Here is a 19,225-nt window from a genome sequence, read left to right as displayed (position 1 = left end):
AATTCACCAAAGAATTAACTTTTAAAAGTTCCATTGTTTCTTCTCTCTCGCATTTACTAAAAATTCGATTTTACTGCGATCATGCTTCATTTCTCCCACACTAGAACCTTGATAGAAAATTGCACCAGTGGGACAAGCATTAACACATTTACCACAGGAAGTACAGGTTTGAGAAGTTCCCCAAGGCTGATTTAAGTCGGTAATTACATGAGATTTTGTACCTCTTCCTGCCATATCCCAAGTATGTGCGCCTTCGATTTCATCACATACTCTAATGCAGCGAGTACATAATACACAACGATTGTGATCAATGCCAAAACTATCATGAGAAGTATCTACAAAACGTTGGGGATTTTGATATTCTAATCTTACATGATCCATACCTAATTCTATTGCTAAATCCTGCAATTCACAGTTACCATTAGCAACACAAACGGAACAAATATGATTACCTTCAGCAAATAACATTTCAATAATTGTCCGACGGTATTTTTGTAAGCGATCGCTATTTGTATTTACCTCCATTCCTTCGGCAACTTTGGTAACACAAGCTGGCAATAAACGATTATTTCCTGCTATTTCTACCAAGCATAAACGACAAGCTCCCACATCTCCCACACCATCTAAATGGCATAATGTGGGTATATGAATACCCGCTTCTTTTGCCGCTTCTAATAATGTTTCATCCTCGCGGGCGCTGATTAATTCACCATTGATCGTTAAAGTTTTTACAGTCATAATAATTTGGTAATTGGTGATTGATAAGTGGAAGATTCCTTTTATTACTGTCACCTGTTAAGCTGTTGTGCCTTTAACTTGAATAATTAATACAAGCAAGATGCTTGTGCTACTGTAACTTCAGGTTTTTTAATTATACAGTGAGTGCTGCACATTAGCTTATCTGTTCCCTATCACTTCACTAATGCTAAATACTCCTCTCGGAAATATCGCAATGTGCTAAATACAGGATTAGGTGCAGATTGTCCTAAACCACACAGACTTGTGAATTTTACAACATCACACAATTCCTCTAATAAGTTTAGATCAGCCTGACTTGCTTCCCCTTTGCTGATTTTTGTGAGTAAATCATGTAACTGTACTGTTCCCACACGACAGGGAATACACTTACCACAAGACTCATCCATGCAAAATTCCATAAAGAAACGTGCCACATCAACCATGCTTGTGCTTTGATCCATGACAATCATTCCTCCTGATCCCATCATTGATCCTAATGCAGATAAGGATTCATAATCTACAGGTGTACTAAAAGCTGATGCGGGAATACATCCCCCAGACGGTCCACCAGTTTGTACGGCTTTAGCAATACCTCCTCCTGGGACACCTCCGCCCATTTCCTCCACAATTTGCTGTAATGTTGTCCCCATTGGTACTTCAATTAATCCTGTGTTCCGAATATTACCAGCTAAGGCAAAAACTTTTGTACCTTTACTTTTAGCTGTGCCAATTCCTGCAAACCAATCCGCACCTTTACGGATAATAGGGGCAATATTGGCAAAGGTTTCTACGTTGTTAATTAAGGTGGGATAGCCCCATAAACCTGATTCTGCTGGATAAGGTGGACGGGGATGAGGAACACCACGTTTACCTTCTATGGAAGCCATTAGTGCTGTTTCTTCTCCACAAACATACGCACCCGCACCAATACGGATTTCTACTTTAAAATCAAAGGGAGAATCAAAGATTTTTGTTCCTAGCACTCCCAACCTTTGGGCTTGACGGATAGCAATTTCTAGGCGTTTAATAGCAGTGGGATATTCGGCTCTAACATAGATATAACCTTGACTTGCACCAATGGCATAGGCAGCGATCGCCATCCCTTCTAAGACCCGATGGGGATCACTTTCTAATACACTGCGATCCATAAATGCACCAGGATCACCTTCATCAGCATTACAGATGACAAACTTTTTATCACCTTTGGATTTTGCCACCGTGCTCCATTTTAATCCCGTAGGATATCCCGCTCCTCCTCTACCTCTTAAACCACTCTTATTTATGGTTTCTATAACTTCCGCAGGTTGTTTTTCTCGCAATACTTGATAAAGTCCTTGATACCCTTTGGCAGCAATATACGACTGTATTCGTTCTGGGTCAACCTTACCGCTATTTTCTAACACAATGGGTAATTGACCAGCAAAAAAGGGCTGATGCAAGTCCCCTTTTTGTAAATCCGTTTCCTCCCCTTCCACTTCAGCAACGATTTTTACAGCATCCTGGGGAGTAACTTTTTCATACAATTTTGTTTCTGCGGGATTTTCTAAATTTTCTACTTCTACTAAAGGTCCTTGACAACACAAACGCATACAACCCACGCCATAAACCTGTACTTGTCCTTCCAGACCGGCAGCTTTGACAGAAGCCTCTAAATTATCCTTAACCTCTTGCGAGTGAGACGAGAGACAACCCGCAGCCGTACAACAGCGAATTTGGATAGGTTTAGCTTGAGAATGTTCTGCTTTAGCGATTTCTAATAGTTCATTTAGTTCCATTGTTTTGCCATTGTCCCACTTGCTTACATACTGATTCTAAGGTTTGTGCACCTAAAACTACACCATCAAAAACTACCGCTGGTGCAATACCACACGCTCCTAAACATCTCGCTGTCATCAAAGAAATTTCACCATCGGCAGTAGTTTCTCCAGCGCGAATATGTGTAACATCTTCTAAACTGTTTAAAATTTGCTGCGCTCCTTTAACATAACAAGCAGTACCAGTACAAACCACACAACTATGTTTACCTTTGGGAGCTAGAGAAAATAAGTGATAAAAGGTTGCTACCCCATATACCCGACTAGGTGGTAATTTTAAACTATGGGCAATATAAAGTAACAAATCTAACTCTAAATATCCAAATAATTCGGAAGCTCGATGGAGAATTTCAATTAGGGCATCCTGTTGATATTGATGACGTTTAATAGTTGCATCCAACATTTTTAAACGTTTATCTCCACTAGGATGAGTTTCAGTCCCGGAGACAGAAGTTTTCATTATTTATAATCCTTTGTAATACGCTATTCTATAGAAGATTCTACTGATACAGGTAAATGTATAATATGTACTGAACATGGGGCATGATGTAGCACATAATTACTGATACTGCCGAGAAACAATTCTGTTAAACCTGAAAGTCCCCGTCTGCCCATGATAATTAGATCAGCATTCCAAACCCTGGCTATTTCACAAATTACCTTTCCGGGATTACCTGTGCTTTGGGAAAATTCCGTATTAACCCCGATAGTATTGGCTTGGCTACTGTAACTTTGTAACATTTCTAAACCTTGAGTTTTAAATTTTTCCCAATTTTCCTGGTATAATCGAAAACTTTGTTCATTCCATCCTGGATAATAGTCAATATTGGGAAAAATTAAAGCCTCTGGACTACCTTCTTCTTCAGGTGATAATACATGAACTAACATTAAATTAGCAGATGTTAATTTTGCTAAGGACAAGGATTGCTTAAAAACCTGATTTGCCATATTTGATCGATCCAAGGCCACTAGAATTTTATTAAACATGAGTTAGATACCTCTATGCGTGCGTTTTGTTTTCTATTGCTGGCTTTTGAAAAATTACTAAGTTTGAATTTCTCTGAAATTTCGCTTTGGTGTAAAGTTTTGTAAATACCAAACTTTGGTTAAATTTGTGATTCAATTTTCTCCCCTAGTTTTGAGACTACAATCTTCTTATAAATCAAAAATTTGAGGATCTTGTGAGGATAAATTAAAAACTGATGTAAGCATTTTAATTCATCAGCTATGTACATGAAATCTTGAAAGACAAAGAATTAAAAGAAACCGAGGCAAATAATATTCTGTAAAATTAAAATTTCTGACTGAATTGCTTGGCTAGTGATAGCTGAATAAGCTGTTGTGCCTTTAACTTGAATAATTAATACAAGCAAGATGCTTGTGCTACTGTAACTTCAGGTTTTTTAATTATACAGTGAGTGCTGCACATTAGCTTACTTACAAATTGATAATTGACAATTACATAAACAGGACTTACGCAATTGGAACATTGGTAGGGTGCGTCAGATATCAACAACCTGTTTATTTGCAGGTATACCGTTTGACACGGTTGGTGAGCTTGTCGAACCACACCGTATAAAAGATTTTTGTTGTGACACTTGCGTAAGTCCTAATAAAATTATGCTAGTACAGCTTGGCGTAAATAAACCAACCATTTTAAATTGTCCAAAAGCCTATACTGTGTTATGTTAGTTTTGAATGCATGACTTCCGCTCTGCGGTACTAGGGATTAAATATACTAAACACCGCTTGGGTTTGGACTTTTCCAAAATCACGAAAAACCCTAGCACTGCTAAACCCCTACCTGTAGAATCAGATAACTAGGGTTTGCTGAATAAAAAACCTTGATACAAAAATAAAGTGCAAAGATATGGCATCTATAGCCTCAAAAACCGTTCGGCTGACCCTCACGGCGAAGCCTTGCACTTTTGTGGTCAAGTGACCAAAGAAATTTTTACATCTCCTCCTGACTCCTGGATCTGCTGACTGCTGCTATACTGCACCACTATTTTTATTAAACAAAATAGCTATGGTTCTCAAAATTAGCTCTATATCATACATTAAACTCCAATTCTTTTGATACTGCAAGTCTAAACGAATTACATCCTCAAAACTACGCACTTTAGAACGCCCCTTAACCTGCCATTGACCTGTCATTCCCGGTTTTACGTCTAAACGTTGCCATTCTGGTACTTCATAACGTTCTACTTCGTCGGGTGTGGGTGGTCTGGTTCCCACTAAACTCATTTCTCCTTTCAAGACATTCCAAAATTGTGGTAGTTCGTCTAAACTAGTCCGGCGTAAAAAATTCCCTACTTTGGTTATGCGGGGATCTCGATCATTCTTAAAAAACGCTCCTTGTACTTGGTTCTCTATTTGGGATTTTTTGGCTTCTGCATCTACGCACATAGAGCGAAACTTCCAAATATAAAAACGCTTACCCATCCAACCGCAGCGAATTTGTTTAAAGAAAATTGGACCAGGATCGTCTATTTTGATGGCGATCGCTATAGGAATAAACAAAATAGAGGTAAGAATTAAACCCACTATTGAACCGACAATATCAATAACTCTTTTAGTCCAAGATGCTATAGAAGGGTGAGTTTCCGGCAGTGGGTCTACTTTCCTTATACTATTCTTACTGGTACTATTCTCACTTGTATCTATACTCTCATTTATTTCTCCTGATACTGGATTTGTTAAAGGTTCAATGGTAAATACTTGATCTAATCCTGTTAAATTTAACACTGCCATTACTTGAGGAGTAACATGACGTAAGATCAAACTAATTCCCCGCCCTTGACAGTTTTTAAAGTTACTCACTAAAGATCCCAAACCACTACTATCCATAAAGGTGGTCTGTTGGAAGTCTATGATAATTTTTTTTAGCTGTGAATCTCCTGCAATTAAATTTTGACAGGTTTGCTTAAAGGCTACACCTTCAATTACGCTTAATCTAGTTGGTATATGCACTATGGCCACACCTTCTAGATAAACAATGGGAAATTCTGCTGGTACTGGTTGGCTACTCATCAGGCTTTGCACTTTAGTTGCCATTTTTTGATTTAATCTATTTTCTGGTGATTTTTTCTTAACAAAACAATTAAGTCTATGTTAAATCTGTATGATCAAGTACAACTTATCTAATTTTTAGGAATAAGTAACAAGATCACTAGTAAAACTTCATAATAGAAGCACTTCTTAAGCAGCGTTGACAAAAACTTTATTTTTTCTTATTTTTTTTGTTTGCTGTCTTAAAACCCTACGGAATTGAAAGAGATCCAAAATTTAGCTAAATAAACACACATTTTTGATACTTTCAAATGTGCCACCTATTCCCTATTCCCTATTCCCTATTTTTTGCCATATCATCATTATGATTACTAAAGATACAATTGACTCTACCGCACGACTGATTGAAGTTTTTTCTGCCATTCAAGGTGAGGGTATGAATGTGGGAACCAGGCAAATTTTTATTCGCTTTGCTATTTGTGATTTGCGATGTTCCTTTTGTGATAGTATGCATACCTGGAATACACCTCCTACTTGTAAAATTGAGCGTTCTCCAGGACTCAGAGATTTTGAAATTCACTCTAATCCTGTTAAATTACAGGATTTGCTTAGATGGATCAATAGGCAAAACTTATCTTTTCTTCACGATAGCATCAGTTTAACTGGTGGAGAGCCTTTGCTTCATGTAGGGTTCCTGCAACAATTTTTACCACAATTGCGATCGCTCATTCCACTTCCCATTTACTTAGAGACTGGTGGCCATCGTCCCAAAGAGTTACAGCTTATTCTCCCTTATTTAGACTCTGTAGGCATGGATTTAAAGTTACCTAGTGTTAGTGGTGAAACATACTGGACAGAACATGAACAGTTTTTGCAAATTTGTTTTCAATCTTACACAGAAGTATTTGTGAAAATAATTGTTTCTCAGAATACAGATATAGAAGAATTAAAGCGTGCCTCTTGTTTAGTAGGGGGTATATCTCCGAATATCAGCATATTTTTACAACCTGTTACACCCTTAGAACGTTCTTCGCCATCTATACTACCACCCTCCCCAGAGCAAATTTTACAATGGCAAGCATTAATGAAAGACTTTGTCAAGTCGGTTAGAGTAATTCCCCAAACTCATAAAATGTTAAATCAGTTGTAGTGAGCTATCAGCCACCAGTAGTCAGTTCTTTTATTTTTAGCTGATGGCTGATAGCTCACTCCTGTTAAAATTAATCAATCATGATTTGTTGTGGTCCAGAAGACTGACTATTACTATTTTCTGCTGTATTAGTTTCCGAACGAGTACAACATGATTTTTGATTTAGCCAGCTTTTAACAGGTTCATCAGCTAAATTCAATCTGAGAACACCAGACACAAACCCACCCATAAATGATACTGGATGGTGAACAAATTCTTTGAATAGCGGCGACAATTCAGTAATAAACATTACACACTCCCAAAATTGCTGTTAAAAACTATGAAGTTTATGAGCTTGATTATCAGCTTTCTCCAGTTTAACAGGTGATAGGAATAGGTGTTGTAAATATTGATGGATTTTCTAGCTAAATATACCCAAAACTTTGCTTTTCCCTAATATATTAAACCATGACGAATCCCAACTTAGAAATTATTGCTAGAGAGTTAGAAAGCCCTAATTTACGTAACCGGATGCTGGCCTTAGCTAGTTTGCGTGATGTTGATGCTGAAAATGCCCTACCTTTAATTAAAAAAGTATTAAATGATGAATCTTTACAATTACGATCCATGGCCATTTTCGCACTAGGAATTAAAAAAACTCCAGAATGCTATTCCATACTTGTGAACATTTTAGAAAATGATCCAGATTATAGCATTCGTGCTGATGCGGCTGGTGCTTTAGGATATTTAGAAGATATTAGATGTGTAGAAATATTATCACGAACATTTTATGAAGATACAGATTGGTTAGTTCGGTTTAGTGCTGTGGTAGCATTAGGTAATATTAAGGATCCTCGCGCTCGTGATATCTTACTACAAGCCTTAGATAGTGAAGAAATAGTGATTCAACAAGCTGCTATTTCTGCACTAGGAGAAATTAAAGATATAGACTCCGTAGAAAGTATACTCCGTTTTGCACAATCAGAAGATTGGTTGGTAAGACAGCGTTTAGCTGAAGCATTGGGCAACTTACCCACACCAAAAAGTATTTCTGCCTTAAAATACTTGCAAAAGGATAGTCATGATAACGTAGCCCAAGCAGCGACAATATCCTTAGAAAACTTGGAGGTCATGGATAATGAATGATTAGTTAATGATAAAATGATCACTGGTTAGTCATCACCCATTACCAATTACCAATTACTTTAAAAATAGCAACAATCATAGAATCTTTGGACAACTACACTCATGAATATTGAAGAATTTTTTGAACTGAGTGCTGGTAAATGGTTTTCCCATCGTACCAGTCATCATTTGGCCTTTAAACAGTCTGAAGATGGTAAATCAGATATTGTCATTGAAACATTAGCCCCAGATCATGAAGAAGTCATTAAACTGTGTCAACAGTATGAAATTGATCCTCTACTAGCTTCCTGTGGTGCAAGAGTTACCTGGAATGGGACAATGGAATGGGATGAAGAAAAACATCAAGGTTCTACAGTGTTAGTTACCGTACCTGATGCAGATAAACCCCGTGAAGGTAAATTATTACGAGAAATGGGTTATGCAGAAAAAGCACCTGTAGCGGGTACTTACAAAATGGGCGAAGATAATGCTTTAACCCTAATTACAGAATATGAAACTATGTGGTCTGAGGAAAGACTATGGTTTGCTAGTCCTAATTTAAGAATGAGGGTAAGCATACTTAAACGTTTTGGCGGTTTTAGTATGGCATCTTTTACTTCTGAAATTCGTATGGGCAGCACTCCAGCCTCTATTAAAGCTACTGAAGCGGTTAAGGTAGGATAAAATCTTGTAGGGGGTAGTCGAAAAGTCATGTATTCAAAAGTCAAAATTCTTTATTAGACATCTCCAGTCATGGATGTAGGGATTTTGGATCCAAAATCTCTACATCCGTAAATCCTGAATTTAATTTTTCTCCACAGGAATATCCGATAATTGCAATTTTAAATTCTGAGCCGGATAATCAGTTAGAGCTAAAGATATTTGTTTAACATCATCCAGTAACGCTGTAGGAATACTAATTGTACCTTTGAATACAGAACTATTAGCAGGTAATTCTGCGGGTAATCCTTCTGTAATCGCGCTTAATGTTCTACCTTTATCGTCTGTAATATCTAAAAAACTATATAAAAATCTTACAGAGTCCTTGCCTTTATTTTGCATATTAACTTTAAGTAATAAATCACCAGAAGAATACTTCACAGATTGTACCGACATGGTGACACCTTCGCTTTCAGCAGTCACGGGAAATCCAGGTTCTAGCTTTTCTTGCTCAGTTTCTTGGAGTTTTGCGGTAGATTTAGGTTTGTTGACTTCAACTTCTTGTTCTTCTTCTACTTTTTCTATTTTATTACCAGTATTTTTGTTATTTATTCTTGATTTTACAGATTTAATAATATCTTCCTCTTTTAAGAAAGTGGGATTAGCTTGTTTGCTATCATTGTCTTTATTATTGTGTTGTGGGTTAGAACGTCCATCAGGTGTTGTTACTCCTTTAAGAGCTAAACTACCTAATTGAAATCCTAAAATACCACTGGCAGAACCTGCTCCGAGCATGAGTGTGAGTAAAATTATGGTAAGTAGTACAGTGGAGTTGATTTTCATAAGTTGGCTATGATGGAAATTATCTCTCAAGTGTAATATATCGTTGAGTAAGTGGCCAGTCCTTGTCTGAAAGACGATATCAGATACCTGCTGAAAATTCAATGTGTGTAACTCTAAACCGTTGTATGTATTAGACATCTCCAGAGAATAATCTAAAAACTAAAAACGTTCCATAAAACTTCTCTACAAGGGTTCTAGAAAACGCATATTTAATTTTTACCAGATGTCTATTTAGTCCAAAAATGCGGCGTTGCTGAATTGGGGTATGATATTTATTTCGCGCATCAGCAAAGCGAATCACTTGCGTTAGACGCAAAGTTTCAAATTTGGAATCTCTCAATTTCATACCTGAGTTCACCAAGGCTAAAAATCCAAGCAAGATGCTTGCACTACTATAATTTTTGTGGTTTGTGGTTTTACAAAAAGCCAAAAAATTGCAGTCCTTCGTCAATTCCTGCGGCACATTTACCTGTGGCTAAATAACGATTTACACTGTGATTATTATGATGCCATGCTAATAATTCTTTAGTGGCATTACCCACTATAATACCCTTTTCTTTTCTCCCCGCAAATAACGCTATATCATTACCAGAATCTCCACAAGCTACGGTTTTCTCTACTGCAATTTCTAGTGTTTCTCTTACAAATGTCATCGCCATACCTTTATTAGCATTGCGTGGTAAAATATCTAAATCTTTACTACCACTATAAATAACTTGAATATCTAATTGTGCTGCTTGTAATTGTTGTTCTAATTCTGGTACTATGGTAGTTGCTAATTTTTCTTTCAGATAATAACTGAGTTTAAAATCTCCTTGTTCACTGTTTGGTTGCGGTTCTAATTCGGGAAAAGATTTAGCGATTTTTTCTACTATATCTCTATGCCAATTAGGTGATAATTTTTTAGACCAATTTTGATTAATATGATTATTAGTATATATTTCTGTACCTACTGCACAAACTAAAATATCTGGTTCAGGGAGTTGTTTTTCCTCTTTTAATTCTTTATATAAAAAGAGCGATCGCCCCGTAGAATATATTATCTTTGTACCATATTTTTGACGATGTTCTACTAATCTTTCCATGAGTTTGACCATTGCTGCGTCATCACCAACTAAGGTATTATCTAAATCTGTAATAAAAAGGAACTGTTGCACAATATACTCCTGATATCAGTAACTTACTAATACATTTTACATTAAATCAGGACTTACGCAACTGGAACATTGGTAGGGTGTGGTTCGACAAGCTCACCAACCACGTCAGACAGTATAAATCATGTAAATAAGCTGTTGTGCCTTTAACTTGAATAATTAATACAAGCAAGATGCTTGTGCTACTGTAACTTCAGGTTTTTTAATTATACAGTGAGTGCTGCACATTAGCTTAGAAGTAATGCGAGACTGGAGATTCTGTCTACCATCGTTATATATATAGGATGCGTGAGGTAAAACTGTAACGCACTCTACAAGTCCTGATATCTGATTAGTAAAAGCTATAATACTACCAACCTAAACTAGTTGGTTGTTGATATATCTTTTTCAATGTATTTACATCTCGTACAGAAATAGACACTGGTTGACGAATTTGAGAAAAATATAAAACGTCCTTGGGTGATAAACTATGTCCCCAAATACCTAAAGTGTGGCCTATTTCATGACGTGCTGCTGATATTATATATTCTCCTGTTTGTGTGGGACTTAATAAAATAGTAAATTTGGGTAATAATATATTATTCTCTTGATATATTTGATAAGTGGTTAATGCTGAACGCGCACGGGTAATTTTACCTTTTTTATCAATCTCTAAAGGTGGTGTTTTTCGCAAAATGATAATATTAGCAAGTTCAGAATTTTCTACTATTTCTAATGGTAAATAAGCTTCCCAGTCTTGCACTGCTTGGGTAACACTATTTACCCAATTTTTATCTGGTTTATTTTGTTTATCTATAAATACTTTTACTGGAAATTTTGACCAAATTAAATATCCATATTTAGTAGGTTTAATTTGATCAAAATAGTCATCTTGGTTATTATTTTGCCATTTTTCTAAGGTTAATGGTAAGGGATGTATTTGTAATTTTGGTTGTTCTGCTTTGGTGGGAAAATGGTTGCAAATAATCAAAGTTACGGTACTTATAATTAATATTATAAATGTTAAAAATTGCTGTTTAATTTTATTTTTATTAAGCATTATTGTTGTATTTTTTTAATTTAAAATAGGTTGGGTTTCACTTCGTTCTACCCAACCTATTGTTAATGTTACCTATTTAGGCAACCAATTGGCACTTAACACTACTGTTAAACTGAGAAATAAAACTACTAATGCCCATGTAATTCTGTTTAAGGTATTTTCTGCACTTTTTGTACTGCTAAAAAGTTGTGCTTGTCCACCTATAGCACCTATACCATCACCTTTAGGACTGTGTAATAATACTAAAACGATTAAACCCAGGGCTGAAAATGCCCAAATGCCTTGTACTATGCTAGTAATTGTCATATCAAGAATGTTGTTTATTGGTATTTTGAGAGTATGGAAAGAAAACAGCTAACTATAAAAAGTTAACTGTTGACTTAATTCTAAGCTGTTGTGCCTTTAACTTGAATAATTAATACAAGCAAGATGCTTGTGCTACTGTAACTTCAGGTTTTTTAATTATACAGTGAGTGCTGCACATTAGCTTATCAGGTCTTACGTAACTGACATTGGTAGACATTGGTAGGGTGCGTCAGACTGTATGCCCGCAAATAAACAGATTGTTGATATCTGACGCACCTGACAACCATCTATTTTACAAACCTACTGACGCTGGTGTGCGAGAAAGTTGTAAATCATATTGGGCTTTTTCGATGAGCGATCGCCCAGTCATTTCCACTGGTTGGGGGATCTGTAAAATATTGAGAATGGTAGGTGCAATGTCGGCCAATTTACCATCATTCCGCAAAGTTACCTCTGCCCCATAACCAGGAATTTTGCGTTTTTCCCCTTCTACTAAAATCAAGGGTACAGGATTTGTGGTATGGGCTGTCCAAGGTTGACCATTTTCATCTAACATATATTCAGCATTGCCATGATCCGCAGTAATTAATACTGTACCGCCTGCTTTACCAATGGCATCCACAAGGCGGCCTAAACATTGATCTACTACTTCAATAGCTTTTATAGCTGCATCCATTTGTCCTGTATGCCCGACCATATCTGGGTTAGCATAGTTCATGACAATAAGAGAATATATACCCTTTTGAATAGCAGCGATCGCCACATCTGTAACAACACTTGCTGACATTGCTGGAGCTTGATCATAAGTTGCTACCATAGGACTATTGATCAACTGTCGCTCCTCTCCCTCGCAAGGTTCTTCCATTCCTCCGTTAAAGAAATAAGTGACATGAGCGTATTTTTCCGTTTCCGCAGTTCGTAATTGTTTTAAGCCTTGATTAGCAATTACTTCACCCAAAATATTGGTTAAGTTTTGCGGTTTAAAGGCTACAGATACGGGTATCTCTGGATCGTACTGAGTAAACGTCACGAAGGACAGAGGTTTAATCTGCTGACGTTTAAAACCATCAAAATTAGCACTGACAAAAGCCTGAGTTAATTGTCTAGCGCGATCGGGGCGGAAATTAAAGAATATGACCCCATCTCCAGGTTCAACAGCGCCAGGGGCTATTCTGACAGGGACTATAAACTCATCGTTTATACCTTCAGAATATGAAGCTGCTAACACCTCCAACGCTGTCAAGCCATTACCCGCGCCATCTTGAGTCATCACATCATAAGTACGCTGAACACGATCCCAACGGTGATCCCGATCCATGCCATAATAACGACCGCTTATAGTGACTATTTGTCCTATGCCTACGCGATCAATATAATCTTGCAATTGTTTGATTGGTTTCATACCATCCGTTGGTGGCGTATCTCGACCATCCATAATAGCATGAATACACACTTGAGAAATTCGCTGTTCCTTAGCTAAGTCAAGTAGTCCAAATAGATGGGTAATATGGGAATGTACCCCCCCATCAGAACAAAGCCCTACTAGGTGCAACTTGCCATTAGATGCACGAACTTCTTGGCAAATCTTGACAAGCGCTGGGTTTTGTGCTATGGAACCATCTTCAACAGCATCAGAGATGCGTACCAGTTCTTGGGGTACGACTCTACCAGCACCAATGTTCAAATGACCAACTTCAGAATTGCCCATTTGACCATCTGGCAACCCTACGGCTTTTCCTGATGTGCGGATGAGGGTGTGGGGATAGACCGCCCATAAACTGTCCATAATGGGAGTTTTAGCAGCAGCGATCGCATTTCCTCGCTGTTCCTCGCAGTAGCCCCATCCATCTAAAATGACTAGCACCACAGGAGCTACAGGTGCTTTGGTCATAGTAAAATTGCCCTTTACTTTTTGTAATAACCGAATTTTACCACTGCTGATGGTTAGTTGAATAAATTTAGTTAGGAGGTGATTTTAACTGCCGAAACACCACAAGCCACAGTGCAAAATTCTAGTTTAAATAATCCTGGTTGTGAGGTTTTTTCACAATAGTTCAGATCCCGGACTTCTTCAAGAAGTCCGGGATCTTTATTATATTGTATAATCTAATTTACAGTAAGGAACTTGAATAATAATTTATGAAAACTACAATATATAGATTAGCTTATAAAGCTAGTTTAGCATTCTTATTAGTAAGCAGAATTACCACAAGTAGTCAAAGCGTATTTGCGCAATTAATACCTGATAATACATTAGGTACAGAAAGTTCTAATATTAGTAACAATGGATTAAAGGATACAGTAACAGGTGGTGCTACTAGAGGTACTAATTTATTTCATAGCTTTGAACAATTTAATGTAGATGTTGGTAAAAGTGTTTACTTTGCTAACCCCGTGAATATTGAAAATATCTTAACTCGTGTTACAGGTGGAAATGTTTCTAATATTTTTGGAAAATTAGGAGTAGAAGGAAATGCAAATTTATTTTTAATTAATCCCAATGGGATATATTTTGGTAATGGTGCAAGTTTAGATATTAAAGGTTCATTTACAGCTAGTACCGCATCAGGAATAAAATTTGCAGATAATACAGTTTTTTCAGCAACAAATAGCAGTCAACCACCTTTGTTAACAATATCTATACCTGTGGGTTTGCAATGGGGAAATAATCAAAATGGTAATATTAATAATGCAGGTAATTTAACCACAGGAAAAGACTTAACATTATCAGGAGGAAATATAACAATACAAGAAGGAACTTTACAAACAGGAGGAAACTTAACATTAGCAAGTCAGGAAAAAGTTACTATTAATGATAGTATTACTAAACCTGTAATGATCCAATCAGCAGGAGATGTTACTATACAAGGTAATCAAAGTGTGCAAATTAACGCTTCTAATCATTCTGATAGTAATATTACAGCTAATAGAGATATTATCTTTAGATCACCTGTGAGATTATTAAGTAATGCCAATTATACAGTAGGCGGTTATTTTACTACAGAAGATTTAAACCAGAATGTGATAGATTTTCTGATACCTCATAATAATGTGATTAAAGTTAATGGAGATATTAATTTAGCAGATTATACAGGGTCATCTTTGTATGTATTGGCAAGTGGAAAAGTAACTTTAGGTAATGTGACTATTAATAATTCAGACAATAAACCAATAACTCAAATTATTGCTGATGGTAATGGGGGAAGTCAAACAGTTACAATGAATAGTAAGAATGATGTAGGAATTTTAGATGTAAGAGGAGGAATAGATGTTAATAAATTACCGAATATTTTGGAAAATAGTCCGACTTTACCATCAGGAGTGATGGCTACATTTAGTAATCTGACTAATGCAGATATTAACAGTAGTAATATTACTAATAACGGCGGAAATGTTTTATTAACAAATCAGTATAAATTGAATCCTCAGTTACCATCAGCTAATATTACAGTCGGTAATATTAATAGTTCTAATACAGGAAAAAATGGTGGTGCGATCGCCCTCAATGCCAACAATGGTAATATCACTACTCAAAACCTTAACTCCTTCTCTTATTCATTTTCCAGCCTGGGGGGAAATGGGGGAAATATTGCCTTAAATGCCAAAAATATTACCACTACCATGCTCATCTCAGCTTCTAATAATGGTAATGGCGGCGCAATCAATATTAATGCGGTTGATAATATCAAGGTTGGAACTATATATTCTGAAGCGGCTGGAATTGGCAATGGTGGCAATATAACTCTGATCAGTAACAATGGTAGTATTGACACTAGCGACGGAGTAGTGACATCACAAATCATAAATAATTCTGGAGGCAGTGGGAATGGTGGATCGATCTCCTTTTCTGCTAAAAATGATATTACAACCGGGACATTAAACTCAGGTGCAGAAACAGGTAATAGTGGATCTATTCAGTTAAACAGCACTGGTGGCAATATTAATATTAATAATATTTTATACTCTGATTCTCAACAAGGAAATGGGGGAAATATTGCCTTAAATGCCAAAAATATTACCACTACCATGCTCATCTCAGCTTCTAATAATGGTAATGGCGGCGCAATCAATATTAATGCGGTTGATAATATCAAGGTTGGAACTATATATTCTGAAGCGGCTGGAATTGGCAATGGTGGCAATATAACTCTGATCAGTAACAATGGTAGTATTGACACTAGCGACGGAGTAGTGACATCACAAATCATAAATAATTCTGGAGGCAGTGGGAATGGTGGATCGATCTCCTTTTCTGCTAAAAATGATATTACAACCGGGACATTAAACTCAGGTGCAGAAACAGGTAATAGTGGATCTATTCAGTTAAACAGCACTGGTGGCAATATTAATATTAATAATATTTTATACTCTGATTCTCAACAAGGAAATGGGGGAAATATTGCCTTAAATGCCAGTAATGGCAATATATCTACAGAAAGTCTATACTCCTACTCATATTCAGGAAATGGCAACAGTGGAAATATTCAATTCAACAGTGACAATGGTACAGTTGTTGCCACAAATAGCAGCATGGACAGCAGTAACTATGGTGGTGGAATAGGTAAAGCAGGAGATGTTAATATATTCGCTAAGTCTATATCATTTAATAATTCCTCAATTGATGCTTATACTTTAGGACAAGGAAATGGAGGCAATATTGATATCAAAACTGGATCAATGTCCTTGGGTAATGGTAGTTATATTTCTTCCTTGAGTTTTGGACAAGGAAATGGGGGAAATATATCTGTGCAAGCCACAGATGGGGTTTTAATGAGCGATTATAGTTATATTTCCACTTCTTTGTATGATGGTCAATTTAACATGATTGATGGCACTAGAAAGGCAGGCGATATTTACATCAAAGCCAAATCTCTATTTATCAGAAATTTCTCTGATTTAAACAGTAGTGTCTATTCATTAGGAGATGCTGGACAGATTAAATTAGAAATAGATGACTCTATAACACTACAAAATAACAGTGCAATTCTCAATTATGTATATGGGACAGCTAATGGCAATGGAAATAACATTAATATCAAAGCTCGTAATCTCTCTTTAACAAATGGCTCTCAAATTATGGCTATTGCTGTGGGAAATGGCAATGCTGGTAATATCAACATTGATACAGCTGAGTCTGTTAATATATCTGGAATCGCTTTATTAGAAGATGTTGTTGGCAATAGAATACAGCAAGGATCATCTAGTGGCTTATTTTCTAGTACCAGAAACATGGGACGCAAAGGTGGAAACATCGCAATTAACACAGGGATCTTTCAAATCTTGGATGGTGGTGTTTTAGATACCCGGACAGAAAACGGTAATCCTGGAGGAAATATCACAATTAATGCTAATTCTGTTGAGGTGACTAATGGCGGACAATTTCTAGCGAATACCTCTAGTAGTGGACAAGCAGGTAATATTACAGTGAATACAACCAACCTGTTAGTATCAGGTAGTGATTCAACTTACAATTCTCGTTTTTCTAGCATTGGTAATCAGCTAGATCCTTTTGGTAAAAAAATAGTACCTAATGTGAGCGGTACCAGTGGGTTTTTCACCAATACCAGTTCTTTAGGCAATAGTGGCAATATAAATATTGCTGTAAATGGAAATATATTCATTGAAAATGGTGGAGAACTATCTGCCAGCACTACTGCACAAGGAAAAGCCGGTAATATAAACCTCAATACTAATAATTTTAAATTAGAAAATGGTGGCTCAATTTATGCTTTTACTAATGGCAGTGGTCAAGGAGGTACTATTAATATTAATGCCAATAATTCGGTTCATTTAGGTAGAGGATCACAGAATCTTGCTCCCGTAATTTCTGTAGAAACTAGCGGTGCAGGAAAAGCTGGAGATATTATGATTAATACACCTAATTTTAATCTTTCTGAAGCCGCCCGCATTACGGCTACTGCTACTCAAAATGCTAGTAACACAGATCAAGGTGGTAGTATTACTTTAAACATATCTCAAATGAATTTGGCGGGGGTATTGGAAATTTTTGCTGAAACAAAAGGAAAAGCACCAGCAGGAACTTTAAAACTCAATCCATACAGCAATCAGAATACATTAAACCTCAATCTATATCCAGGTTCAATTATTTCTGGATCAACTTTAGGAAGTGGTAATGGAGGGGATTTTCAAATTAGTGCACCAGAAACTATTAATATTACTGGAAAAGGTAAATTAGCAGTAGAAAGTACAGGAAGTGGTAATGCAGGAAATATTTTCATTACTACCCAAAACTTAAATATTAATGATGGTGTAAAAATCTCTGCTTCCACTACAGGAAATGGTCAAGGTGGCAATATTAATATTAGTGCTAACAATTTAACAGTCAATAATGGTGGACAATTATTAACTACTACATCAGGTAATGCTAAAGCTGGCAATATCATCATCAAAGTAAGAGATAATATTACCTTAGATGGCATAAATACGGGACTATTTGCTACTACTGAAAAGGGTTCAATAGGTAATGGTGGTAGCATTGATATTGACCCAGAAATATTTATGATTAGAAATGGTGCAGGAATTGGCGTAAATAGTCAAGGAAATGGAAAAGGTGGTAATATTACACTACAAGCAGGTACATTAATATTAGATAATAAAGCCTTTATTACAGCAGAAACCATTAATAATGAAGGAGGAGAAATTACCCTAAATATTAATGATTTATTCTGGTTAAGAAATAATAGTAATATTACAGCTACCGCAGGTACAGCAGGAGCAGGAGGAAATGGTGGTAATATTAATATTAATGTGCCATTTATGATCAGTTTTGCTAGTGAAAATAATGATATTACAGCGAATGCTTTTAAAGGAAATGGCGGAAAGATAAATATTACAACTAACACAATCTTTGGGTTAAAGTTTCAGCCTCAACAAACAGATTTGAGTGATATTACGGCATCTTCTGAATTTGGATTAAGTGGACAGGTTACTATTAATCGTTTAGATGTTGATCCATCTAAAGGTTTATTAGCTTTACCCAGTAATTTTGTTGATGCTAGTAGTCAACTTGCTCAAGGTTGTAGTAGTAATAGTAAAGTAGCACGTCAAGAAAGTAGATTTAATATTATTGGTAAAGGAGGTTTACCATCTCATCCTGATGATTTATTTACTGGTAATTCTCCTGTAGTAGACTTAGTGGATATTCAAACCACAAAAACTAGTCAAGAGACGATTAAATCTGTGGTTATTGATCAAAATAATCAAAAAGTGAATCTGAAAAATCGAGTTATTCAGCAAGCACAGGGATGGATATTTACTAATGATGGTAAGGTGATTTTAACTGCCGAAACACCACAAGCCACAGTGCAAAATTCTAGTTTAAATAATCCTGGTTGTGAGGTTTTTTCACAATAGTTCATAAGCTGTTGTGCCTTTAACTTGAATA

General features: G+C 36.4%; 16 protein-coding genes. 4 read left to right on the top strand and 12 right to left on the bottom strand.

Annotated elements, in window-relative coordinates; genetic code table 11:
- Nucleotides 1-21: 21 nt before the first annotated feature.
- The 5 genes from hoxU to H6F32_RS01430 all read right to left on the bottom strand — a co-directional run bounded on the left by hoxU (nucleotide 22) and on the right by H6F32_RS01430 (nucleotide 5,609).
- Nucleotides 22-738 carry a bidirectional hydrogenase complex protein HoxU gene (hoxU, locus tag H6F32_RS01450; RefSeq protein WP_190367557.1) on the bottom strand — a complete coding sequence of 239 codons (717 nt, stop codon included), beginning with the start codon at nucleotides 736-738 and terminating at the stop codon, nucleotides 22-24.
- 173 nt (nucleotides 739-911) lie between these two features.
- On the bottom strand, nucleotides 912-2,513 hold the full coding sequence (gene nuoF, locus H6F32_RS01445) for an NADH-quinone oxidoreductase subunit NuoF (protein WP_190367556.1): 1,602 nt from the start codon (nucleotides 2,511-2,513) through the stop codon (nucleotides 912-914).
- Nucleotides 2,500-3,012 carry a bidirectional hydrogenase complex protein HoxE gene (hoxE, locus tag H6F32_RS01440; RefSeq protein WP_190367555.1) on the bottom strand — a complete coding sequence of 171 codons (513 nt, stop codon included), beginning with the start codon at nucleotides 3,010-3,012 and terminating at the stop codon, nucleotides 2,500-2,502. Before hoxE ends, nuoF begins: the two co-directional genes overlap by 14 nt.
- A gap of 23 nt (nucleotides 3,013-3,035) precedes the next feature.
- Nucleotides 3,036-3,539, bottom strand: a complete 504-nt coding sequence (locus H6F32_RS01435) for a universal stress protein (RefSeq protein WP_190367554.1) — start codon at nucleotides 3,537-3,539, stop codon at nucleotides 3,036-3,038.
- 1,005 nt (nucleotides 3,540-4,544) lie between these two features.
- A complete protein-coding gene (locus H6F32_RS01430; RefSeq protein ID WP_190367553.1) occupies nucleotides 4,545-5,609 on the bottom strand; it encodes an anti-sigma factor antagonist in 1,065 nt (354 codons plus the stop codon).
- A 319-nt stretch (nucleotides 5,610-5,928) separates the two neighbouring features.
- Between H6F32_RS01430 and H6F32_RS01425 the strand changes: the two genes are divergently transcribed.
- Nucleotides 5,929-6,714: a 7-carboxy-7-deazaguanine synthase QueE gene (locus tag H6F32_RS01425; RefSeq protein WP_190367552.1), complete on the top strand. Its 786-nt coding sequence runs from the start codon at nucleotides 5,929-5,931 to the stop codon at nucleotides 6,712-6,714.
- Between the two features lie 70 nt (nucleotides 6,715-6,784).
- Here the strand turns inward: H6F32_RS01425 and H6F32_RS01420 are convergent, their stop codons facing one another.
- A complete protein-coding gene (locus H6F32_RS01420; RefSeq protein ID WP_190367551.1) occupies nucleotides 6,785-7,003 on the bottom strand; it encodes a hypothetical protein in 219 nt (72 codons plus the stop codon).
- A gap of 158 nt (nucleotides 7,004-7,161) precedes the next feature.
- Here H6F32_RS01420 and H6F32_RS01415 point away from each other — a divergent pair, with 158 nt between their 5' ends.
- Together H6F32_RS01415 and H6F32_RS01410 are read left to right on the top strand one after the other, a co-directional pair.
- Nucleotides 7,162-7,839 carry a HEAT repeat domain-containing protein gene (locus H6F32_RS01415; protein ID WP_190367550.1) on the top strand — a complete coding sequence of 226 codons (678 nt, stop codon included), beginning with the start codon at nucleotides 7,162-7,164 and terminating at the stop codon, nucleotides 7,837-7,839.
- Between the two features lie 102 nt (nucleotides 7,840-7,941).
- Entirely contained in the window at nucleotides 7,942-8,502 is a 561-nt protein-coding gene (locus H6F32_RS01410) for a phycobiliprotein lyase (protein WP_190367549.1), read from the top strand.
- Between the two features lie 120 nt (nucleotides 8,503-8,622).
- On the opposite strand, the gene H6F32_RS01405 is transcribed toward H6F32_RS01410, so the two are convergent.
- The 6 genes from H6F32_RS01405 to gpmI form a co-directional block, all read right to left on the bottom strand.
- The gene (locus H6F32_RS01405) at nucleotides 8,623-9,321 is read right to left on the bottom strand and encodes a hypothetical protein (RefSeq protein ID WP_190367548.1); all 699 of its coding nucleotides are present in this window, start codon (nucleotides 9,319-9,321) and stop codon (nucleotides 8,623-8,625) included.
- 130 nt (nucleotides 9,322-9,451) lie between these two features.
- Nucleotides 9,452-9,751 (bottom strand): hypothetical protein, encoded by a 300-nt coding sequence (locus H6F32_RS01400; protein ID WP_190367547.1) that lies wholly within the window; start codon nucleotides 9,749-9,751, stop codon nucleotides 9,452-9,454.
- The gene (locus H6F32_RS01395) at nucleotides 9,738-10,478 is read right to left on the bottom strand and encodes a sucrose-phosphate phosphatase (RefSeq protein ID WP_190367546.1); all 741 of its coding nucleotides are present in this window, start codon (nucleotides 10,476-10,478) and stop codon (nucleotides 9,738-9,740) included. The genes H6F32_RS01400 and H6F32_RS01395 overlap by 14 nt, the downstream gene beginning before the upstream one ends.
- 346 nt (nucleotides 10,479-10,824) lie before the next feature.
- Nucleotides 10,825-11,514, bottom strand: coding sequence for a peptidase (locus tag H6F32_RS01390; protein WP_190367545.1), 690 nt, complete (start codon nucleotides 11,512-11,514; stop codon nucleotides 10,825-10,827).
- Between the two features lie 72 nt (nucleotides 11,515-11,586).
- On the bottom strand, nucleotides 11,587-11,820 hold the full coding sequence (gene secG, locus H6F32_RS01385; protein ID WP_190367544.1) for a preprotein translocase subunit SecG: 234 nt from the start codon (nucleotides 11,818-11,820) through the stop codon (nucleotides 11,587-11,589).
- A gap of 292 nt (nucleotides 11,821-12,112) precedes the next feature.
- Nucleotides 12,113-13,711, bottom strand: coding sequence for a 2,3-bisphosphoglycerate-independent phosphoglycerate mutase (gene gpmI, locus H6F32_RS01380; protein ID WP_190367543.1), 1,599 nt, complete (start codon nucleotides 13,709-13,711; stop codon nucleotides 12,113-12,115).
- A 248-nt stretch (nucleotides 13,712-13,959) separates the two neighbouring features.
- On the opposite strand from gpmI, the gene H6F32_RS01375 reads away from it, so the two are divergent.
- Nucleotides 13,960-19,194 (top strand): hypothetical protein, encoded by a 5,235-nt coding sequence (locus tag H6F32_RS01375; RefSeq protein ID WP_190367542.1) that lies wholly within the window; start codon nucleotides 13,960-13,962, stop codon nucleotides 19,192-19,194.
- Nucleotides 19,195-19,225: the final 31 nt, after the last annotated feature.

The sequence above is a fragment of the Anabaena sp. FACHB-1237 genome (assembly GCF_014696225.1).
Lineage (GTDB): Bacteria > Cyanobacteriota > Cyanobacteriia > Cyanobacteriales > Nostocaceae > FACHB-1237.
The sequence above is the reverse complement of the archived record's forward strand: the minus strand, read 5'-3'. Positions and strand labels throughout refer to the sequence as shown.